This is a genomic window from Kitasatospora sp. NPDC091335 (genome assembly GCF_044757205.1).
In the GTDB taxonomy this organism is placed as follows: Bacteria; Actinomycetota; Actinomycetes; order Streptomycetales; family Streptomycetaceae; genus Kitasatospora.
Window position 1 is genome coordinate 481,440 of sequence record NZ_JBIVUM010000001.1, and the last position, 18,304, is coordinate 499,743.

Annotated in this window: 13 protein-coding genes; 4 read left to right on the forward strand and 9 right to left on the reverse strand. The window is 73.5% G+C overall.

Annotated features, from left to right (window positions below; all coding sequences use genetic code 11):
• Positions 1–207 precede the first annotated feature (207 nt).
• Together ACIQOW_RS02155 and ACIQOW_RS02160 are read left to right on the forward strand one after the other, a co-directional pair.
• Positions 208–1,005: an ABC transporter ATP-binding protein gene (locus ACIQOW_RS02155; protein ID WP_401078756.1), complete on the forward strand. Its 798-nt coding sequence runs from the start codon at positions 208–210 to the stop codon at positions 1,003–1,005.
• On the forward strand, positions 1,005–3,605 hold the full coding sequence (locus tag ACIQOW_RS02160; protein WP_401078759.1) for an ABC transporter permease: 2,601 nt from the start codon (positions 1,005–1,007) through the stop codon (positions 3,603–3,605). The genes ACIQOW_RS02155 and ACIQOW_RS02160 overlap by 1 nt, the downstream gene beginning before the upstream one ends.
• A 195-nt stretch (positions 3,606–3,800) precedes the next feature.
• Here the strand turns inward: ACIQOW_RS02160 and glnA are convergent, their stop codons facing one another.
• Positions 3,801–5,213, reverse strand: coding sequence for a type I glutamate--ammonia ligase (gene glnA / locus ACIQOW_RS02165; RefSeq protein ID WP_188298585.1), 1,413 nt, complete (start codon positions 5,211–5,213; stop codon positions 3,801–3,803).
• 273 nt (positions 5,214–5,486) lie between these two features.
• Here glnA and ACIQOW_RS02170 point away from each other — a divergent pair, with 273 nt between their 5' ends.
• On the forward strand, positions 5,487–5,954 hold the full coding sequence (locus ACIQOW_RS02170) for an RDD family protein (RefSeq protein ID WP_188298586.1): 468 nt from the start codon (positions 5,487–5,489) through the stop codon (positions 5,952–5,954).
• A 152-nt stretch (positions 5,955–6,106) separates the two neighbouring features.
• On the opposite strand, the gene ACIQOW_RS02175 is transcribed toward ACIQOW_RS02170, so the two are convergent.
• The 7 genes from ACIQOW_RS02175 to ACIQOW_RS02205 all read right to left on the reverse strand — a co-directional run bounded on the left by ACIQOW_RS02175 (position 6,107) and on the right by ACIQOW_RS02205 (position 13,849).
• Positions 6,107–6,796: a DUF4191 domain-containing protein gene (locus ACIQOW_RS02175; protein ID WP_401078764.1), complete on the reverse strand. Its 690-nt coding sequence runs from the start codon at positions 6,794–6,796 to the stop codon at positions 6,107–6,109.
• Between the two features lie 211 nt (positions 6,797–7,007).
• Complete coding sequence (locus ACIQOW_RS02180; protein WP_401078767.1) at positions 7,008–7,211, reverse strand: hypothetical protein; 204 nt, start codon at positions 7,209–7,211, stop codon at positions 7,008–7,010.
• A 174-nt stretch (positions 7,212–7,385) separates the two neighbouring features.
• Entirely contained in the window at positions 7,386–8,339 is a 954-nt protein-coding gene (locus tag ACIQOW_RS02185) for a lipoyl synthase (protein WP_401078770.1), read from the reverse strand.
• Positions 8,340–8,507: 168 nt separating this feature from the next.
• Positions 8,508–9,278: a lipoyl(octanoyl) transferase LipB gene (lipB, locus tag ACIQOW_RS02190; protein ID WP_401079773.1), complete on the reverse strand. Its 771-nt coding sequence runs from the start codon at positions 9,276–9,278 to the stop codon at positions 8,508–8,510.
• A gap of 175 nt (positions 9,279–9,453) precedes the next feature.
• Complete coding sequence (locus tag ACIQOW_RS02195; protein ID WP_401078773.1) at positions 9,454–11,379, reverse strand: helix-turn-helix domain-containing protein; 1,926 nt, start codon at positions 11,377–11,379, stop codon at positions 9,454–9,456.
• Positions 11,380–11,516: 137 nt separating this feature from the next.
• The gene (locus ACIQOW_RS02200) at positions 11,517–12,935 is read right to left on the reverse strand and encodes an MFS transporter (RefSeq protein WP_401078776.1); all 1,419 of its coding nucleotides are present in this window, start codon (positions 12,933–12,935) and stop codon (positions 11,517–11,519) included.
• A 152-nt stretch (positions 12,936–13,087) separates the two neighbouring features.
• Entirely contained in the window at positions 13,088–13,849 is a 762-nt protein-coding gene (locus tag ACIQOW_RS02205; protein ID WP_401078778.1) for a 3-hydroxybutyrate dehydrogenase, read from the reverse strand.
• A 344-nt stretch (positions 13,850–14,193) separates the two neighbouring features.
• On the opposite strand from ACIQOW_RS02205, the gene ACIQOW_RS02210 reads away from it, so the two are divergent.
• Complete coding sequence (locus ACIQOW_RS02210) at positions 14,194–16,059, forward strand: regulator (RefSeq protein WP_401078781.1); 1,866 nt, start codon at positions 14,194–14,196, stop codon at positions 16,057–16,059.
• A 567-nt stretch (positions 16,060–16,626) separates the two neighbouring features.
• Here the strand turns inward: ACIQOW_RS02210 and ACIQOW_RS02215 are convergent.
• Positions 16,627–17,958 (reverse strand): FAD-dependent oxidoreductase, encoded by a 1,332-nt coding sequence (locus ACIQOW_RS02215; RefSeq protein WP_401078784.1) that lies wholly within the window; start codon positions 17,956–17,958, stop codon positions 16,627–16,629.
• Between the last annotated feature and the right edge of the window lie 346 nt (positions 17,959–18,304).

The following is an 18,304-nucleotide window of genomic DNA, read 5'->3' on the forward strand; positions in this document are numbered from 1 at the left end:
CCTGACGCTAGTCGCGGGCGCGTGGGCGCGTCATCCGTCTGCGGTCGCATCTTCGGACCTGTACCTCGGACCAGGGGCGCACACGGTGTCCGGGCCCGGGGCCCGGACACCGACTCCGTGCCGCGGCCTGATCCGGCGGACCGGCCGCGACCGCCATCGTGGAAAGCCATCCGGCACCTGACGATCTTCGAAGGATGGAGCATCCGCATGACTCTCGACCGAGCACCCGCTCCGGATCAAGCACCGGGTTCCGGCCGGGCACCGGTTCCCGTGTCCGAGCCCGCCGCCCGCGGCGAGAAGATCACCAAGGTCCACGGCACGGGCGACGCGAAGGTCACAGCTCTGGACGCCGTCGACGTCGAGATCGAGGGCGGCGCGTTCACCGCGATCATGGGCCCGTCCGGCTCGGGCAAGTCGACCCTGATGCACTGTCTGGCGGGCCTGGACTCGGTGGACGGCGGCCGGATCTGGATCGACGACATCGAGCTCACCGCGCTGCGCGAGCGCGAGCTCACCGAGCTGCGCCGCGACCGGATCGGCTTCATCTTCCAGTCGTTCAACCTCATCCCGGCCCTGACCGCCCTGGAGAACATCACCCTGCCCATGGCGATCGCGGGCCGCACGCCCGACCGGGCCTGGCTCAACGAGATCCTGGTGACCTTCGGCCTGGCGGACCGGCTGCGCCACCGGCCTTCGGAACTGTCCGGCGGGCAGCAGCAGCGGGTCGCCTGTGCTCGCGCCCTCGCGGGCCGGCCGGAGATCGTGTTCGCCGACGAGCCCACGGGGAACCTGGACTCCCAGGCCGGGACCGAGGTACTGCGGCTGCTGCGCCGGAGCGTGGACGAGCTCGAACAGACCGTCGTCATGGTGACCCACGACCCGACCGCCGCGTCCTTCGCCGACCGCGTGGTCTTCCTCGCCGACGGCCGGGTGGCCGGCGAGCTGCGGTCCCCGACCGCTGAGGCCGTCCTGCACCGGATGCGCCAAGGCGGGGGGCACCGCTGATGCCGAAGGTGGCGCTGCGCGGGATCTTCGCGCACACAGGACGACTCGCGCTGTCCTGCCTTGCCGTGGTGCTCTCGGTGGCCTTCGTCACCGGCACGATGATCTTCACCGGCACGATCAACGGGGCCTTGGACGACGCCGCGGCGGCGAGCGCCCCGGACGTCACCGTCACTGCCCCGCTGCCGGCGGGCACGGGGCCGGCCGAGGCCGGCGACGCGGTGCAGCGGGCCGTGGTCGGCGAGGGCGGCACGCTGCCGGACGCCGACACCCTGGTCGGGAAGGTGCGCGCCGTGCCGGGCGTGGCGGCGGCGTACCCCGACGTCACGGTCGACACCGCGACGCTGACCGACTCGCAGGACAAGGCGATCGACGCGGCCGGCGGGATGTCCGGTTTCGGCGCCAAGAGCAGCATCCCCGTACTGGCGGGCAACTGGTACGACTCCGACCGGTCGCCGGTGCGGCTCGCCGGCGGCCGGGCCCCGCAGGGCCCTGACGAGGCCGTGCTCGACCGCGTCTCGGCGGACCGCGCCCACGTGCGGATCGGGGACACGATCAGGGTGGTCGCCGTCCCCGGCACGTTCGAGGCCAGGGTCACCGGCATCGCCGACTTCAAGGCCGCCAGCCAGGGCAACACCCGCGTCTACGTCGACACCGCCACCGCCCAGCAGCGGCTGCTCGGCAAGCCCGGCGCGGCCACCTCGATCCGGGTGGACGCCGCCGCCGGTGTGACGCCCGCCGACCTCCGTCGCGGCCTCGAGGCCACCCTGGGCGGCGCGGTCCAGGTCCAGGCCAAGGATCCGACCGCCGTGAGCCCGGACAACGGGGCCGGTCAGACCACTGACTTCCTCGGCATGGTGATGACGGGCTTCGCGGTGGTGGCCGTCCTGGTCGGCGTGCTCCTCATCTTCAACACGTTCTCGATGTTGGTCGGGGCCCGGACCCGCGAGCTCGGCCTGCTGCGCGCGATCGGCGCGAGCCGCCGGCAGGTGAACCGGTCCGTCCTGCTCGAAGCCCTGGTCCTCGGCCTCCTGGGCTCCACCCTCGGCATCGGCGCCGGGATCGGGCTGGCCGTCGGGCTGCACGCGGCGATGGCCTCCTTCGGCCTCGACCTGGGCTCGACCTCGCTGGTCGTCGGGCCCGACGCCGTGCTGGTCGGCTACGCCGTCGGCACCGTGGCCACGCTGGCCGCCGGAGTGATCCCGGCGCGGCGTGCGGGACGCATCCCGCCGATGGCCGCTCTCCGCGAGGCGGCCGCGCCGAGCACCCGGCCCGGCCGGGGCCGCACGCTGACCGGCGCGGCGCTGCTGCTGGCCGGGGCCGGTCTGCTGATCGCGGGCCATGCCGCGACGGCGCCGGGCATGATCCTGACCCTGATCGCCTTCTTCCCGCTCGGGCCCGCTCTCGTCCGCGGCGTCGTCCCGGTCCTGACGGCCGCCTTCCCGCGGCTCTTCGGGCCGATCGGCGCGATCGCCGCCGGGAACACGCTGCGCAACCCGCGCCGCACTGCCGCCACCTCTGCCGCGCTGATGATCGGCATCTGCGTGGCAACGGCGATGGCCGTCTCGGCGGCCTCCGCCTCGGACTCCATGGCGGCTCGCACCGACCGGATGCTCGGCGCGGACTTCATCGTCAGCGGACAGCACTCGCAGGCGCAGTTCGGGCCCGAGGCCGCCGAGGCGGCGCGGCGCGTACCGGGAATCGGCGAGATCGTCAGGGAACGGGTCACCAGGGCCACGCTCACCGCCGGAGCGACCACGCTGTCCACCACCGTCTACGGCGACGAGCCCGGTTTCCCCACCGCGATGCACGAGACCTACCCAGCGGGCGACCCGCAGGCCGCGCTCGCCCACGGCCGGATCGTCCTCGTGGACGCCATGGCCGAGCGACTCGGCGTCGGCATCGGCGACCACGTCACCCTCGCCGGACCGGGCAGCCGCCCGGTGACCCTGACGATCGGCGCCGTTCAACGCCAAGAACCGCCCGGCATGTCGATGGGCCGGGTACGACTCGCGCCCAGTGTCGGATTCGACGTCCTGTCCACCCTGGCTCCCACCGCCTCCGACACCACCCTGTTCGCCTTCGCGGCCCGCGGCGCGGACCCGACAGCGGTCGGGAAGGCGCTCACCACGGCGCTGGCCGGGTATCCGCAGCTGGCCGTGCAGGACCGGGCGGCCTACAAGGCATCCGTCCGAAACAGCGCCGACCGGATGCTCTCGATGGCGTACGGGCTCCTGACCCTCGCGGTCGTCATCGCGGTGCTGGGCGTGGCCAACACGATGGCCATGTCGGTCGGGGAACGGACGCGCGAGATCGGCATGCTGCGCGCGGTCGGGGCCTCACGCCGCGAAGTCCGCCGCATGGTCCGCTTGGAGTCGGTCGTGATCACTGCCTTGGGGGCTCTGTCAGGACTGTCGCTCGGCATCGCTTGGGGGATCGCCCTCCATCGAATGGCGGGCGAGGGGCAAACCATCCTGTCAGTGCCCTGGATCACCCTTGCGGAACTGGCGGCGGCTGCCGTGATCGCCGGCGTCCTCGCGGCGCTGACCCCGGCTGTGCGGGCGGCTCGCCTCGACATCCTGTCCGCGCTGGCCGCGGACTAGAAACGCGCTGCGTTCCCGCTCGGCGGGACCGCGCGGAACGGCTCGAAACCGGGCAGCGTCGCGACACTCTCATTCCACACGGCGAGCCCAGGGCATTCGGCGCGAGTCGGCAGCCGGCGTTTCCGCAGGTCAGCGAGGTGCTGACCTGCGGAAACGTTGAGAGACCGACCTGCGTTCCCGCAGGTCGGAGGCCCTCTACAGGTCGTAGTACAGCTCGAACTCGTGCGGGTGGGGCCGGAGGGCGATCGGGGCGATCTCGTTGGTGCGCTTGAAGTCGATCCAGGTCTCGATCAGGTCCGGGGTGAAGACGTTGCCCGCGAGGAGGTACTCGTGGTCGGCTTCCAGGGCCTCCAGGACGGCGGGGAGGGAGGACGGGACCTGGGGGACGTTGGCGTGCTCCTCGGGGGCCAGCTCGTAGAGGTCCTTGTCGACGGGCTCCAGCGGCTCGATCTTGTTGCGGATGCCGTCGATGCCGGCCATCAGCATGGCGGAGAAGGCCAGGTAGGGGTTGGAGGACGGGTCCGGCGCGCGGAACTCGATGCGCTTGGCCTTGGCGTTGGAGCCGGTGATCGGGATGCGGATCGCGGCCGAGCGGTTGCGCTGCGAGTAGACCAGGTTGACCGGCGCCTCGAAGCCCGGCACCAGGCGGTGGTAGGAGTTCACCGAGGGGTTGGTGAAGGCCAGCAGCGAGGGGGCGTGCCGCAGCAGTCCGCCGATGTAGTAGCGGGCGGTGTCGGAGAGCCCGGCGTAGCCCTGCTCGTCGTAGAAGAGCGGCGAGCCCTCGGTCCACAGCGACTGGTGGACGTGCATGCCCGAGCCGTTGTCGCCGAAGATCGGCTTGGGCATGAAGGTGGCGGTCTTGCCGTTCCGCCAGGCGACGTTCTTGATGATGTACTTGAACAGCATCAGGTCGTCGGCGGCGTGCAGCAGGGTGTTGAACTTGTAGTTGATCTCGGCCTGGCCGGCCGTGCCGACCTCGTGGTGCTGGCGTTCGACCTCCAGCCCGGCCGCGGCGAGTTCCAGCGACATCTCGGCGCGCAGGTCGGCGAAGTGGTCGACCGGAGGGACGGGGAAGTACCCGCCCTTGTACTTGACCTTGTAGCCGCGCACGTCGCCCTCGGCGGCGCCGCTGTTCCAGGCGCCGGCCTCCGAGTCGATGTGGTAGAAGGACGCGTTGGCGCTGGTCTCGAAGCGGACCGAGTCGAAGACGTAGAACTCGGCCTCGGGCCCGAAGAACGCGGTGTCGGCGATGCCGGAGGAGGCGAGGTAGGCCTCGGCCTTCTTGGCGACGTTGCGCGGGTCGCGGCTGTACGCCTCGCCGGTGACCGGGTCCTGGATGAAGAAGTTGATGTTGAGGTGCTTCTCGGCCCGGAAGGGGTCGAGGCGGGCCGTGGCGAGGTCCGGCACCAGAGCCATGTCGGACTCGTGGATGGCCTGGAAGCCGCGGATCGACGAGCCGTCGAACATCAGGATCTCGGACGGATCGAAGGTCGCCGCGGGTACGGAGAAGTGCTGCAAGACGCCCGGCAGGTCGCAGAAGCGGACGTCGACGAACTTGACGTCGTTGTCCTGGATGTACTGCTTCACTTCGGCGGCGTTGTTGAACATCCATCCTCCTCGGTGCGAATTTGGCTCACCATAGGAATGGGTCGTTTCCAGCCGGTGACCCGGTCGTTTCCTAGATGTTAACCACGGCCGCCGCACGGGTGGCAAAGATGGACGGGCCTGTACAAATCGCCTCGCCGAGCTGGGCGTCCTTCCGCAAGTGGTCTGGACCACTTGGAAAGCCCGGGAACGACGGTTCACCCGGTCGGGGGGTGCTGCCCCGGCCGGAGGGGAGCCGGTGGGGGTGCACGCCGTCAGCCCGGTTAGTGTGGATTCGTGGACACCAGAGAAGCGTTGGGATCGTGGATCGACGGCCCCCGGGCGGCCGCCGAGAAGTTGGGCGCCGACTTCGGCTACCGCGGCGAGCGCCTCGGGCTGCCCAAGGAGGGCCCCGGCTCGATCGCCGGCCCCGGCCGGCGGATCGGCGCCCTGTTCGTGGACGGGTGGCTGGTCGCCCTGATCTCGTACGGGCTGATCGCCCGCGGCGACCAGGCCGAGGCCAACCTGTGGACCAGCCCGCTGTTCTTCCTGGTCGCGGCCCTGCTGCTGGCCACCACCGGCACGACGGTCGGCAAGCGGCTGTTCGGCCTCCGGGTGGTCCGGCTGGACGGCAGGCGGGCGACCATCCCGCAGGTCCTGCTGCGCACCCTGCTGCTCTGCCTGGTGGTGCCGCCGCTGGTCTGGGACCGCGACACCCGCGGCCTGCACGACAAGGCGGTCGGCACCGTCGAGGTCCGGATCTAGCGCCCGGGGTCGGTGCGGCCACCCCAGGCCCGTACCCCCCGGTTCCCGTAGGACCATCCCGGCCCCATGCGATCACGCCGGTCCCGTAGGACACAGAACGGCCCCGCCGCGGAGCTTCCGCGGCGGGGCCGTTGTCGTCAGGGGAGGGAGGGTCAGCGGGCCTGGCCGCCCTTGGGCATCCGGGCGCCCTTCGGCATCGGACCCTTGGGGATCGGCGCCTTGGAGAGCAGGTCGCCCAGCGCGCGCAGGCGGTCGTTGGTCTCGGTGACCTGGGCGGCGGTGATGGCGCGGGGCAGGCGCATCAGGTGGACCTGGAGCTTCTTCAGCGGGATCTCGCCCTCGCCGGTGCCCACCACGATGTCGTGCACCGGCACGTCGCCGACCACACGGGCCATCTTCTTCTTCTCGGAGGCCAGCAGCTGGCGGACCCGGTTCGGGTTGCCCTCGCCGATCAGCGCGATGCCGGCCCGGCCCACGGCACGGTAGACCGCGTCCTGGTTGCGGGTGACCGCCACCGGCGTCGTGCTGGAGCTCCAGCCGCGCCGGATGTTGTCCAGCACCGCCGCCACGGCCCCCGGCTGCCCCTCCATCTGTCCGAACGCGGCGCGCTCGGCCCGGCGCCCGAAGACGATCGCCATGGCCAGCACGGCCACGATGAAGCCCAGGATGCCCAGGTAGACGGGGTGCTCGATCGCGAAGCCGATGGCGAGGAACACGCCGAAGGTCAGCAGGCCGACGCCGGCGATGATCAGGCCGATCTTGGTGTCGACCTTCTTGGTCATGGTGTACGCCAGACGGATCTGCTTCAGCCGTCCGGGGTTCTCGGATGTTTCCCTCGCCATAACGCTCATGGTACGTGGCACGGGTACGGGATATCCAAGCCCGGGTACCCGTTCGCCCCAACCGTGACCCGAGCGCCCGCACACCGTCGCACAGAGCGACGCCGGGGCCATCGCCGACGCCGAAGCGTCACCGCCGCGCGGACGGCCCGCCCCGTGGCCGCACTGGCAGCCGCACCTACGGCCGCACCTACGGCCGCACCTACGGCCGCACCTACGGCCGTGTCCCGGCCGGTCCGGACACCCCGGACGACCCCGACACCGCCACCGCCTCGTCGTGCCGGCGGTCCGCCGCGTACCTGCGGTTCTCGCACACCGCCGCCCAGGCGTTGCGCCGTGCGTGCCGCTGGCCGGGAGCGAGCAGGACGCTCTCGGCGAACCGCAGCGCCACCCCCACCGACCGGATCCGCATCCCCATGCCGAACAGCTCCTCTCCTGGCTGTGATGGCCGAGAAGAATCGAACGCCCATCAGGCGTCCAGAGTCCCCACCCCGTGTTACCAGTCCGTGACCAGGCAGTCAAAGCGTGGTGAAAACCGGAAGGGCGGAGCAGTCGCTCCGCCCTTCCATGGCCTGAAACCGACCGCCGGCCGTCAGACAGCCGCCTGCGCGCGCCGCTCCAGCGCCTGCCGGTACAGCCGGCCGGCCCGGTACGAGGAACGCACCAGCGGGCCCGACATGACGCCCGCGAAGCCCAGCTCCTCGGCCTCCTGCTGGAGCTCGACGAACTCCTGCGGCTTCACCCAGCGCTCCACCGGGTGGTGGCGCAGCGAGGGACGCAGGTACTGGGTGATGGTGATCAGCTCGCAGCCGGCGCCGACCAGGTCGGCCAGCGCCTGGCTGACCTCCTCGCGGGTCTCGCCCATGCCCAGGATCAGGTTGGACTTGGTCACCAGCCCGGCCGCGCGGGCCTGGGTGATGACGTCCAGCGAGCGCTCGTAGCGGAACGCCGGGCGGATCCGCTTGAAGATCCGCGGCACCGTCTCGACGTTGTGGGCGAGCACCTCGGGGCGGGAGGAGAAGACCTCGGCCAGCTGCTCGGGCACCGCGTTGAAGTCGGGGATGAGCAGCTCGACGCCGGTGCGGCCGGCCTCGCGGCCCGCGGTCAGCGCGTGCACCTGGCGCACCGTCTCGGCGTACAGCCAGGAGCCGCCGTCCGCCAGGTCGTCGCGGGCGACGCCGGTGATGGTGGCGTAGTTGAGGTCCATGGTGACGATGGACTCGGCGACCCGGCGCGGCTCGTCGCGGTCGAACTCGGCGGGCTTGCCGGTGTCGATCTGACAGAAGTCGCAGCGGCGGGTGCACTGGTCGCCACCGATGAGGAAGGTCGCCTCGCGGTCCTCCCAGCACTCGAAGATGTTGGGGCAGCCGGCCTCCTGGCAGACCGTGTGCAGCCCCTCCTTCTTCACCAGCGACTGGAGGGCGTTGTACTCCGGCCCCATCTTCGCGCGGGTCTTGATCCACTCGGGCTTCCGCTCGATGGGGGTCTCGCTGTTGCGGACCTCCAGGCGGAGCAGCTTCCTGCCGTCGGGCGCGACAGCGGACACGTGCGACTCCTAGAACTAGACGGGGTACCCCCAGGGTACGCCTGTGGTTGTGGGGCCTTCGCCGGGCCTGCCGCCCTGCAATCGCAGGGCAACACGGCTACCGGTCGGTAGATTCCCGGTGGCCGCCGTGATCTCCGGCGGCCGCCGGGCGGGCGGGACGGGAGGTGCTCAGCGGCTGAGCGCCGGCTCCGGCAGTTCGGCGAGGACGTCGGCCAGGTGCCGTTCGACCACCGGCGCGGCCTCGGCGACGGACAGCTCGCGCTTCAGCTCGCCGGTGAGCGAGGCCACGCCCGCGTCCCGGATGCCGCACGGCACGATCTTGTCGAACCAGGTCATGTCCGGGGCGCAGTTGAGCGCGAAGCCGTGCATGGTCACCCCGCGGGCGACCCGCACGCCGATCGCGGCGAGCTTGCGGTCGTCACCGCGCTGGCCGGCGTTGGAGGGCGCGTACTCGGGGCCGGCCAGCCGCGGGTCGATGCCCAGTGGCAGGCCCATCCGCAGGGTCAGCCTGCCGATGTCCACCACCTGCGCCGGGTCCACCACGGCGTCCGGGATGGACTCGCCCAGCACCCAGACCCCGCTGCGGCCCTCGACCCGGGCGGTGTCGATGCCGAACCCGCCCGCGGTGCGGATCAGCGCCTCCTCCAGCCGGCGGACGTAGGCGATGACGTCGATCGGGTCGGGCAGCTTGACGATCGGGTAGCCGACCAGCTGGCCGGGGCCGTGCCAGGTGATCTCCCCGCCGCGGTTGACCTCCACCACCGGGGTGCCGTCCAGCGGCAGGTCGGCGGGGTTGGTGCGCTTGCCCATGGTGTACACCGACTGGTGCTCCAGGAGCAGGACGGTGTCGGGGATCTCGTCCGCGACCCGCAGCGCGTGCAGCCGCTGCTGCTCCTCCCAGGCCTCCTGGTAGGGCACCGTCCGCTCACCTATGCCCATGTGGACAAAACGCACGTTCTCGCTCACCGCTGCCGCTCCTTGCCAGGCGTTCGAGACCAACCTCGCCACTGTACGCCCAGCCCGGCGGGACCCCTTCGGCCGCCCGTGGGCAGCCGCCCCGCCCGATCCGGCCCCGTCCGGCCCCGAGCGGACGCCCCGCCCGGCCCCGCCCCGCTCAGCCCGCGAGCAGCTGGAGCCGCAGCGCGAGCTGGAGCTCCAGCGACCGCTCCGGGTGGTTCCAGTCCCGTCCGAGCAGCGCCTCGACCCGGTCCAGCCGCTGGACCACGGTGTTCACGTGGACGTGCAGCTCGTCCTTGGCCCGGGTCAGGCTGCCGCCGCAGTCGAAGTAGGTGCGCAGGGTGCGGACCAGCTCGGTGCCGCGCCGGGCGTCGTACGCCAGCAGCGGGCCGAGCGTCGCGCCGACGAAGCCGTCCACGTCGTGGCCGTCGCCGAGCAGGACGCCGAGGAAGCCGAGCGCGCGGGCCGAGGCGCCCTCCCCGGCCCGGCCGAGCACCCGCAGCGCGCGGACGCAGCGCAGGCCCTCGCCGTACGAGGCGGCGAGCGCGGACGGTCCCGCGGCGGGGCGGCCGGCACCGACGGTGACCGGGAACCCGGCCAGCCGGGCCAGCCGCTCGGCGGCCTGCCTGGCGGTCTCCTCGGGATCGCCGGTGCCCCCGGTGCCACCGGCGCCGCCGTTCTCGGCGGGCACCAGCAGCACGACCGTCTCGGCGTGCTCGGCGCTGACGCCCCGCGAGCCGAACAGGTAGCGCCGGGCGGCGCCCGCCAGCCGTCCCCGGTCGTCGTCCTTCCCGTCGGCCGGCTCCGCGACCAGCACCAGGTGCGGCCGGGCGAGGTCGACGCCGAGCCGGCGGCCGCGCGCGGTGAGCCCGGCCGGGTCGCGCTCGGGCGCGGTCAGCAGGTCGGTGAGCAGTTCGCCGCGGACCCGGTTCTCGGTCTCGGCGACCGAGCGGCGCAGCAGCAGGAGCAGCGCGGTGACCACAGTGGCCCGCTCGAACAGCCGCCGGTCGGCGTCGTCCAGGTCGGGCCGGCCGCGCAGCACCATGGTGCCGATCGCGTCGTGTCCGGCGAGCACCGCGCAGACCCACTGGTCGCCGTGCCGTACGGACCGGCCCTCGGCCCGGGAGGCGGCGACCGCGGCGGTCAGTTCCGCGGCGGGTGCGGAGCGTCCGGCCAGCGGCTCGCCCTCGGCGTCCAGGACGGCTATCTCGCCGCCCAGCAGGACGGCGACGGCGGCGGCGACGTCCGGGACCTCGGCGCCGCGCAGCACCAGGTCGGTGAGCCGGTCGTGGGCCTGCTCGGCGCGCTGGACGGCGGCGGAGTGGGCCCGGACCAGCTCGTTGGCGGCGTTCAGCTCGGCGAGCGCGGCCCGGGTGTCGGCCAGCGACTTGGCGGTGTCCAGGGCGATCGCGGCGTGCGCGGCCAGCGACCAGAGCAGCGCGACCTCGTCGGGGGAGAAGGCGCGCGGTGTGCGGTCGGCGGCGAACAGGACGCCGATGACCCGCCCGCCGATCAGCAGCGGCACCCCGATGATCGCCACCAGGCCCTCGTCGAGGACGCCCGCGTCGATCGTGCCGGTGTGGTGGAAGCGTTCGTCGGCGCGGTAGTCGGGGGTGGCGTACGGGCGGGCGGTCTGGGCGACCAGCCCGCCCAGTCCGTGGCCGAGGCTGAGCCGCAGGGTTTGGAAGAGGACGGAGACCGAGCCGTCGGTGACCCGCATGTAGGTGTCGCCGGCGGCCTCGTCCGGCAGGGTCAGGTACGCGGTGTCGGTGCCGAGCAGCATCCGGGCCCGGCGGACGATCGCCTGGAGCACGGTGTCCAGGTCCCGGGACGCGGCGAGGTCCCCGGCGGTGTCGAAAAGGGCCGTCAACTCCGCCTCGCGGCGCCGGTGTTGACGCAGAGTGCGGTGGACCCGCAGGGCCTGCCAGGTGGCGTCGTCGATCTCGGCGAGGACGGCGGCCGACGCACCGCGGCGGCGGGCGTCGGCCAGCACGTCGGCGAAGTCCTCGGTGGCGGCGCCGGAGGCGAGCAGGTCGAGCAGCCGCCGCAGCGCGGGCGCGGCGCTTTCGTGAGGGTGGTTCATGGTGCGTGCTGCCAATCGGCGTCGGTTCCGTCGGTTCCGAGAGAGCGCGATCGTACCGGCTCGGGGCTCGGGCGACGGCGGGCTTACCGGCGGGCTCGGGGCTCGGGCGACGGCGGGCTTCCCGGCGGGCTCGGGGCTCAGGCGACGGCGGGCTTCCCGGTGGAGGCGGCGTCCGCCTCCTGGCCGTGCTGCCCGTCCGCTCCCGCGGTCCCGGCGTCCGGCGCGTCCTCCGCGACCTCCGCGAGGTCCAGGCCCCTGGTCTCCCGGCCGCAGAGCACCGCCAGCACGGTGATCGCCGCCGCGATGGCCACGTACACCGCGATGGGGGTGGCGCTGCCGTAGTCCTTGAGCAGCGCGGTGGCGATCAGCGGCGCCGGGGCGCCGGCCGCCACCGAGGAGAACTGGGCCCCGATCGAGGCTCCCGAGTAGCGCATCCGGGTCGCGAACAGCTCGGAGAAGAAGGCGGCCTGGGGCGCGTACATGGCGCTGTGGAAGACCAGGCCGACGGTCACGGCGGCGACCAGCGAGCCGAAGGACCCGGTGTCGATCATGCCGAAGAAGACGAAGGCCCAGACGCCCACCCCGACCGCGCCCACCAGGTACACCGGCTTGCGCCCGACCCGGTCGGACAGCGCGCCGAACAGCGGGATCAGCGCGAACTGGATCGCGGAGGCGATCAGGACGGCGTTCAGCGCGGTCTGCTTGGAGAAGTGCGCGTGGGTGACGGCGTAGGTGAGCACGAAGGTCGTCATCACGTAGTAGGAGATGTTCTCCGCCATCCGCGCGCCCATGGCCACCAGCACCTCCCGCCAGTGGTTCCGCAACACCTCGACCAGCGGCGGCCGTTCGGCGCTCCTCCGCTCCTTCTCCCGCTTCTGCTTCGCCGCCAGCGCCTGCTTGAACAGCGGCGACTCGTCCACCGCGAGCCGGATCCACAACCCGACCACGACCAGCACCGCCGACAGCAGGAACGGCACCCGCCAGCCCCACGCGAGGAACTGCGCGTCCGACTGCACCGTCGTCAGCAGCGACAGCACCCCCGCCGCCAGCAGGTTCCCGGCCGGTGCCCCGCCCTGCGGCCAGGACGCCCAGAACCCGCGCCGCCGCTGGTCCCCGTGCTCCGACACCAGCAGGACGGCGCCGCCCCACTCGCCGCCGAGCGCGAAGCCCTGCACCAGCCGCAGCGCCGTCAGCAGCACCGGCGCCGCGGCCCCGATCGAGTCGTACGTCGGCAGCAGCCCGATCGCGGTGGTCGACCCGCCCATCAGCAGCAGGCTCACCACCAGCAGGCGCTTGCGCCCGACCCGGTCCCCGAAGTGCCCGAACACCAGCGCCCCGAGCGGCCGCGCGGCGAACCCGATCGCGTAGGTCAGGAAGGACAGCAGGGTCCCGGTCAGCGGGTCGCTGTGCGGGAAGAACAGCTTCCCGAACACCAGCGCCGCCGCCGTGCCGTACAGGAAGTAGTCGTACCACTCGATGGTCGTGCCGATCAGGCTCGCGGCTACCACTCTCGGGAGTGAGCTGCTCGCCGTCGTACCTCGCGCAGAGGCGTTCATGGCCACCACTTCCAGAACCAGGGGGAGACGATGTCGCCACAAGGTAGGAAGCACCGGACCCCGGGACTATGTGGGTGGCCCACACAGTCCCGGGGTCGAATGTGCCTGTCCGCCCTATGAGCGGGCCGGTCGGATCCCGGAGCGCTCCCCGCTCAGTGCGCCGTCCATCCGCCGTCGACGGGGAGGCTGGCGCCGGTGATGTAGGAGGCGGCGGGGGAGCAGAGCCAGAGGGCCAGCTGAGCGACCTCGTCGGGCTCGATCAGGCGCTTCACGGCGGTGCGGTCGAGCATGATCCGCTCGACCACCTCGTCCTCGTGGATGCCGTGGGCGAGCGCCTGGGCGGCGATCTGCTTCTCCACCAGGGGGGTCCGGACGTAGCCGGGGTTGATGCAGTTGCTGGTGACGCCGTACGGAGCGCCCTCCAGCGCGACGGTCTTGCTCAGGCCCTCCAGGGCGTGCTTCGCGGTGACGTACGCGGACTTGAAGGCGCTGGCGCGCAGCCCGTGGACGGAGGAGACGTTGACGACCCGGCCCCACCCCTGCTCGTACATGTGCGGCAGGGTGCGGCGCAGGATGCGGAACGGGGCCTCGACCATGACGCGCTGGATGAGGGTGAAGCGGTCCGGCGGGAACTCGTGTACGGGCGCGACGTGCTGGAGGCCGGCGTTGTTGACGACGATGTCAGCGTCGTCCGGCAGGGCGTCCACGGCCCCGGGGTCGGCGAGGTCGGTGACGATCGCGCGGCCGCCGATCCGCTCGGCGAGCTCCTCGGCCGGGTCGGCCGCGAGGTCGACGACGTAGACCCGGGCGCCGGCGGCGGCGAGGGCCTCGGCGCAGGCCCGGCCGATGCCCGAGGCGGCCCCGGTGACCATGGCCGTGCGGCCGGCGAGCGGGCGGGCAGTAGAGGTGTCCATGGCCGAGAACGGTAGGAATCCGGCGGCCCCGCTCCCATGTGGCGGACCGCCACAGCATCCCGTTGGGCTGTGGTGTTGTCAGCCATGAGAACGGCGCGGGGTCCGAACGGTGGATCGACCGGTCGATCGGCTGACGGTTCGGCTGCGGATGACCAAACCCAACGTGAGCGCGCTTCCCCACAATGGGCGCGGTTGCTTCACCCGTTCGGTGGATTGCTCGGTCAGATCCACCCATAGCGCCCGAATGCTCGCTACATTCACGCCGATTCCCGACAGGGGGCGCCGCCCCAGGCCGCCGAAGTGCTGGTGAGGCCAGGTGCGACGTCCGAGAGGTGTTGACAGACATGCCCCAACGGCCTGCAACCGACAGCCCGGCGTACGGACCGCTCGACCCGCTCGGCCAGCACCGAGGTCCGGTCGGCCGGACCCTTCCGGACGCCCCCGACGCCCTGACCGCCGACACGCTGGCCGCCGACGCCCCGGGCGCCGACGACCTGCGGCTGCCCGTGCAGGCCACACCTGAACGGCACGAGAACCCCGTCGCGTCCGCGCCCGCCTCGGCCCGCGGCCCCGGCCACTCCGGCCCGGCCCCGCAGAACGGTCAGCTCGCGGCGCTGATCGAGGAGGCCGGCTTCTCGCACGCCGGCCTCGCCCGCCGGGTCGACCAACTGGGCCTGGAGCACGGCCTCGACCTGCGCTACGACAAGACCTCGGTCACCCGCTGGCTGCGCGGCCAGCAGCCGCGCGGCGCCACCCCGGCGCTGATCGCCGAGGTCTTCACCCGCCGGCTCGGCCGCCGCCTCACCGCCCAGGACCTCGGCCTGGACGCCTGCGCCCCGGTCTACGCCGGCCTGGAGTTCGCCGAGACGCCGCAGGAGGCGGTGGACATCGTGGCGAGCATGTGGCGCAAGGACAACGGCCCGCAGTCCGAGCTGCGCCGGATCGCCTTCACCCCGGCCGGCCTGGTCGTCCCCAGCCGGGACTGGCTGATCGGCCGCACCGACGAGCGGGTCGCGCGGGACGGCTCCACCCTGGTCAGGCCGGACGCCGCCGGGCCGCCGTCCGGCAGCGCCACCTCCGCGGCCATCACCGGCGCCCCGGCGCCGGGTGCGCCCGGCGCGTCCCCCATGGGCCCGGCGCGCGGCCCGGCCGTCGGCGCCCCCGGTGCCCCCACCGCCCGCAGCACGGCGGGGACCACCGGCACCGCCCCCACCATCGGCCGGGTGCCGATCCAGAGCCGCCGCCCGCCGGTCGCGGTCGAGCCGGCCTACACCGACCAGGCCCGCGAGTCCCGGCCCACCCTGCGGGTCGGCCGCGGCGACATCGCCGCCATCCGCGCCGTCGGCGACCTCTTCCGGGCGCTCGACCACGCCTACGGCGGCGGCCACGCCCGCCAGGCGCTGGTCCGCTACCTGGAGAGCGAGGCCGAGCCGATGCTGCGCGGCCGCTACGGCGAGCAGATCGGCCGGGCCCTGTTCGGGGCGGTCGCCGACCTCACCAGACTGGCGGGCTGGACGTCCTTCGACATCGCCGCGCACGGCCTCGCCCAGCGCTACTTCGTCCAGGCGCTGCGCCTCTCCCAGGCCGCCGGGGACCGCGCGCTCGGCGGCTACGTGCTGGTGACGATGAGCCAGCAGGCCGTCCACCTCGGCCACGGCCGGGAGGCGGTCCAGCTCGCCCGGGTCGCCCAGCAGGGCGTGGGCACCGCCGTGCCGCCGGTGGTCCAGTCGCTGATGCACGCCGCCGAGGCCCGCGGCCACGGCCTGCTGGGCGACGTGCGGTCCTGCACCACCGCCCTGGTGCGCGCCGAACGCTCCCTGGCCGCGGCCCGGTCCGGCGACGAACTGCCCTCCTGGGCGCGCTACTTCGACGAGGCCCAGCTCTCCGACGAGTTCGCCCACTGCTACCGCGACCTCCAGCAGTGGCGGACGGCCGCGCAGCACGCCGAGAAGTCGCTGCGGCTGCGCTCGCCCGCCTACGCCCGCAGCCGGATCTTCTGCCGCCTGGTGCTCGCCACCGCCAGGCTCGGCATGGGGGACCTCGACGAGGCCTGCACCATGGCCACCGACGCGCTGCGGGCGGCGGGGGAGATGCGCTCGGCCCGCTCGCTGGAGTACGTCCGGGACTTCCACCGCCGCCTCACCCCGTACCGCGGCAGCCCGGTGGCCCGCGCCTTCGAGGAGACGGCCAGGCAGGCGGGGGTGATCTGAGCGGCCGGGTGCGCGGGGCCCGGCCCTCGGCCGCTCGGCGTCGACCGCCACGACCACCGGGACCGGCCGCCGCGGTGCCCGCCCGTCTCCAGCGGGCCCCGCGCGGCGTGCCGGAGCCGGTCCCGGGGCCGGCCGGGTCGTCGACGTGCCCCGGCCCGGTACGTCCCGGCCGGTCAGGAGCCGAGCGCGATCCCGGACACGACGGTCGGGAAGGCGGGTCGGGAAGGCGGTCGGGACCGCGGTCGGGACGGTGGTCGGGTACGACGACCCACCGCGGCAGCCGGTCGGCGAGCAGCGGGGCGGCCACGGCTGCGGCGGGGATCGGGATCAGGGCCGGTCGCTGGGCGGTGGCGCTCACCGCGCGACCGGCCGAGTGGTCGGAATCATCCGATGAACGGTCAGACCGATCGGAACAGACGGACCGATCGGAAGGCGGAACGGTCGGAACAGGCGGAACGGGCGCGTCGGCGTCCCGGCACGCCGTCGGTCTGTCACCCCGGCAGACCGCTGGTGTGGGGGGAGGCCTCGACGTGCCGGCAGCGGCCTGCCGGCCGCGGACCGGGACCGTCAGGCCGCCGCCTCGGCCTCCCTGGCGTCGACCGGGACGCCGAGGTCGCGCAGCACCGCCTCTGCCGCCCGCCGCCCGGAGACCAGCGCGCCCTGCACGGTGCTGGTGTCCCGGTGGTCCCCGGCGACGTACAGCCCGGCCAGCAGCCGTACCGGACGCCGGGGGTTGTGCGGCGGCGGCATGGCGGGCAGCGCGTCCGGGACGTGCCGCACGCCGAGGAACTGCCACCCCGTCGTCGAGGTGCCGTACAGCGCGGCCAGCCGGGTCCGGACGGCCGGTTCCAGCCCGGCCGGGCCGCTCGCGTCGAAGGTGCGCCGCCCGAGCACGGTGGTGGCGACCAGCGCCTGGCCGGCCGGGGCGTAGGACGGGTGCAGCTCGCTGAGCACCAGCGAGTGCGAGACCAGTGGCGGGTGCCCGTTCGGCCGGTCGCCGTCGAGCAGCAGGACGGCCTCGCCCAGCGGGGCGCGGTCGGCCGCGTGGTAGAAGGTCGTGACGGAGTGGAAGTCCGGCAGCCGTAGCCCGGGCAGCAGTTCGGCGGCGGAGCGGGCGTCGGTGGCGACGATCACGGCCTGGGCGCCGATCCGCCCGTGCGCGAGGGTCTCCACGCCGTCCGCGGCGATCGAGCCGACCTGGATCCGGGTGCGGACGGTGCCGGCGGGCAGGGCGGCGGCCAGCTGGGCCGGTACCGCCGCGATGCCGCCGGCGGGCAGACAGAGGCGGCCGCGCGCGTACGAGCGCAGCACCAGGTCGGCGATCCGGCTGCTGGTGCCGAGCGCCGGATCGGAGAGCAGCGCGCTGAGCAGCGGGCGCAGGAAGCCGTCCACGGTGCGCGGGGCGAGGCCGTGGCCGGCCAGCGCGCGGGCGGCGGTGGTCTCCGGCCTGGCCTGGAGCCGGCCGACCGGGGTGGTGGCGAGCCGGCCGAGCCAACCGGCCAGCCGGGCCTTGTCCAGCGGACTGCCGAGCGGGGCCCGGGTGGTGGCGTGCCGGGCGACGGTGAGCTGGGGGTCCCCGGCGCGGTACCGGCGGCCGGCGCTGTGCACCAGTACGCCGGGCGCGAGCGGGCGCAGGTCGAGGCGGTCGAGGTCGAGCGTGCGGCGCAGCTCGGGGAAGGCGGTGTTCAGCAGGTGGCTGCCGTCGTCGAGCCGGAATCCGTCCTGCTCGCGGGTGGCCATCCGGCCGCCGATCCGGTCGGTGCTCTCCAGGACCTGAACGGCGAGGCCGTGGCCGGTGAGCGCGCGGGCGGCGGCCAGGCCGGCGAGTCCGGCACCGACCACGACGACGTCCGGGTCGGACGTCCGACGGGCACGGCGGGTGAAGTCGTACGTGGGCACTGGCGTGCTCCCTCCCTGGTCCCGGGGCTCCGGCCGACGCAGGCAGCGGGGTGCCGGGACACGGTCCGTGGAGGGTGATGCCCAGTCAGTGTGAGCATCAGACAAGCGCGTCGGACCGGATCCGAGGGGAAGGGCGGGTTGTGCGGCACCGGGCAGGACGCCGGTCACGGACAGTGCGCCGTGGCGGCCGGGTTCGGGGGTCGGCGGGCGCGTACGGTCACCGGGGGCGTGCGACGCGCCCGTCGCGTGCTCCCGTGCGCCCCCTTCCCGGGCCCCCTTCAGCCACGCTCGGCATATGCCCCTGGCCAGGGCGAATGCCGTAGTCGGAGTACGCACGGTCGCGCAC

Excerpts from the sequence above, each read along its gene's own strand:
- ACIQOW_RS02200 (WP_401078776.1), bottom strand. The coding sequence starts at position 12,935 with ATGAACGCCTCTGCGCGAGGTACGACGGCGAGCAGCTCACTCCCGAGA.
- ACIQOW_RS02210 (WP_401078781.1), top strand. The coding sequence starts at position 14,194 with ATGCCCCAACGGCCTGCAACCGACAGCCCGGCGTACGGACCGCTCGAC.
- glnA (WP_188298585.1), bottom strand. The coding sequence starts at position 5,213 with ATGTTCAACAACGCCGCCGAAGTGAAGCAGTACATCCAGGACAACGAC.
- ACIQOW_RS02180 (WP_401078767.1), bottom strand. The coding sequence starts at position 7,211 with ATGGGGATGCGGATCCGGTCGGTGGGGGTGGCGCTGCGGTTCGCCGAG.
- lipB (WP_401079773.1), bottom strand. The coding sequence starts at position 9,278 with ATGGGCATAGGTGAGCGGACGGTGCCCTACCAGGAGGCCTGGGAGGAG.
- ACIQOW_RS02205 (WP_401078778.1), bottom strand. The coding sequence starts at position 13,849 with ATGGACACCTCTACTGCCCGCCCGCTCGCCGGCCGCACGGCCATGGTC.
- ACIQOW_RS02160 (WP_401078759.1), top strand. The coding sequence starts at position 1,005 with ATGCCGAAGGTGGCGCTGCGCGGGATCTTCGCGCACACAGGACGACTC.
- ACIQOW_RS02195 (WP_401078773.1), bottom strand. The coding sequence starts at position 11,379 with ATGAACCACCCTCACGAAAGCGCCGCGCCCGCGCTGCGGCGGCTGCTC.
- ACIQOW_RS02175 (WP_401078764.1), bottom strand. The coding sequence starts at position 6,796 with ATGGCGAGGGAAACATCCGAGAACCCCGGACGGCTGAAGCAGATCCGT.
- ACIQOW_RS02155 (WP_401078756.1), top strand. The coding sequence starts at position 208 with ATGACTCTCGACCGAGCACCCGCTCCGGATCAAGCACCGGGTTCCGGC.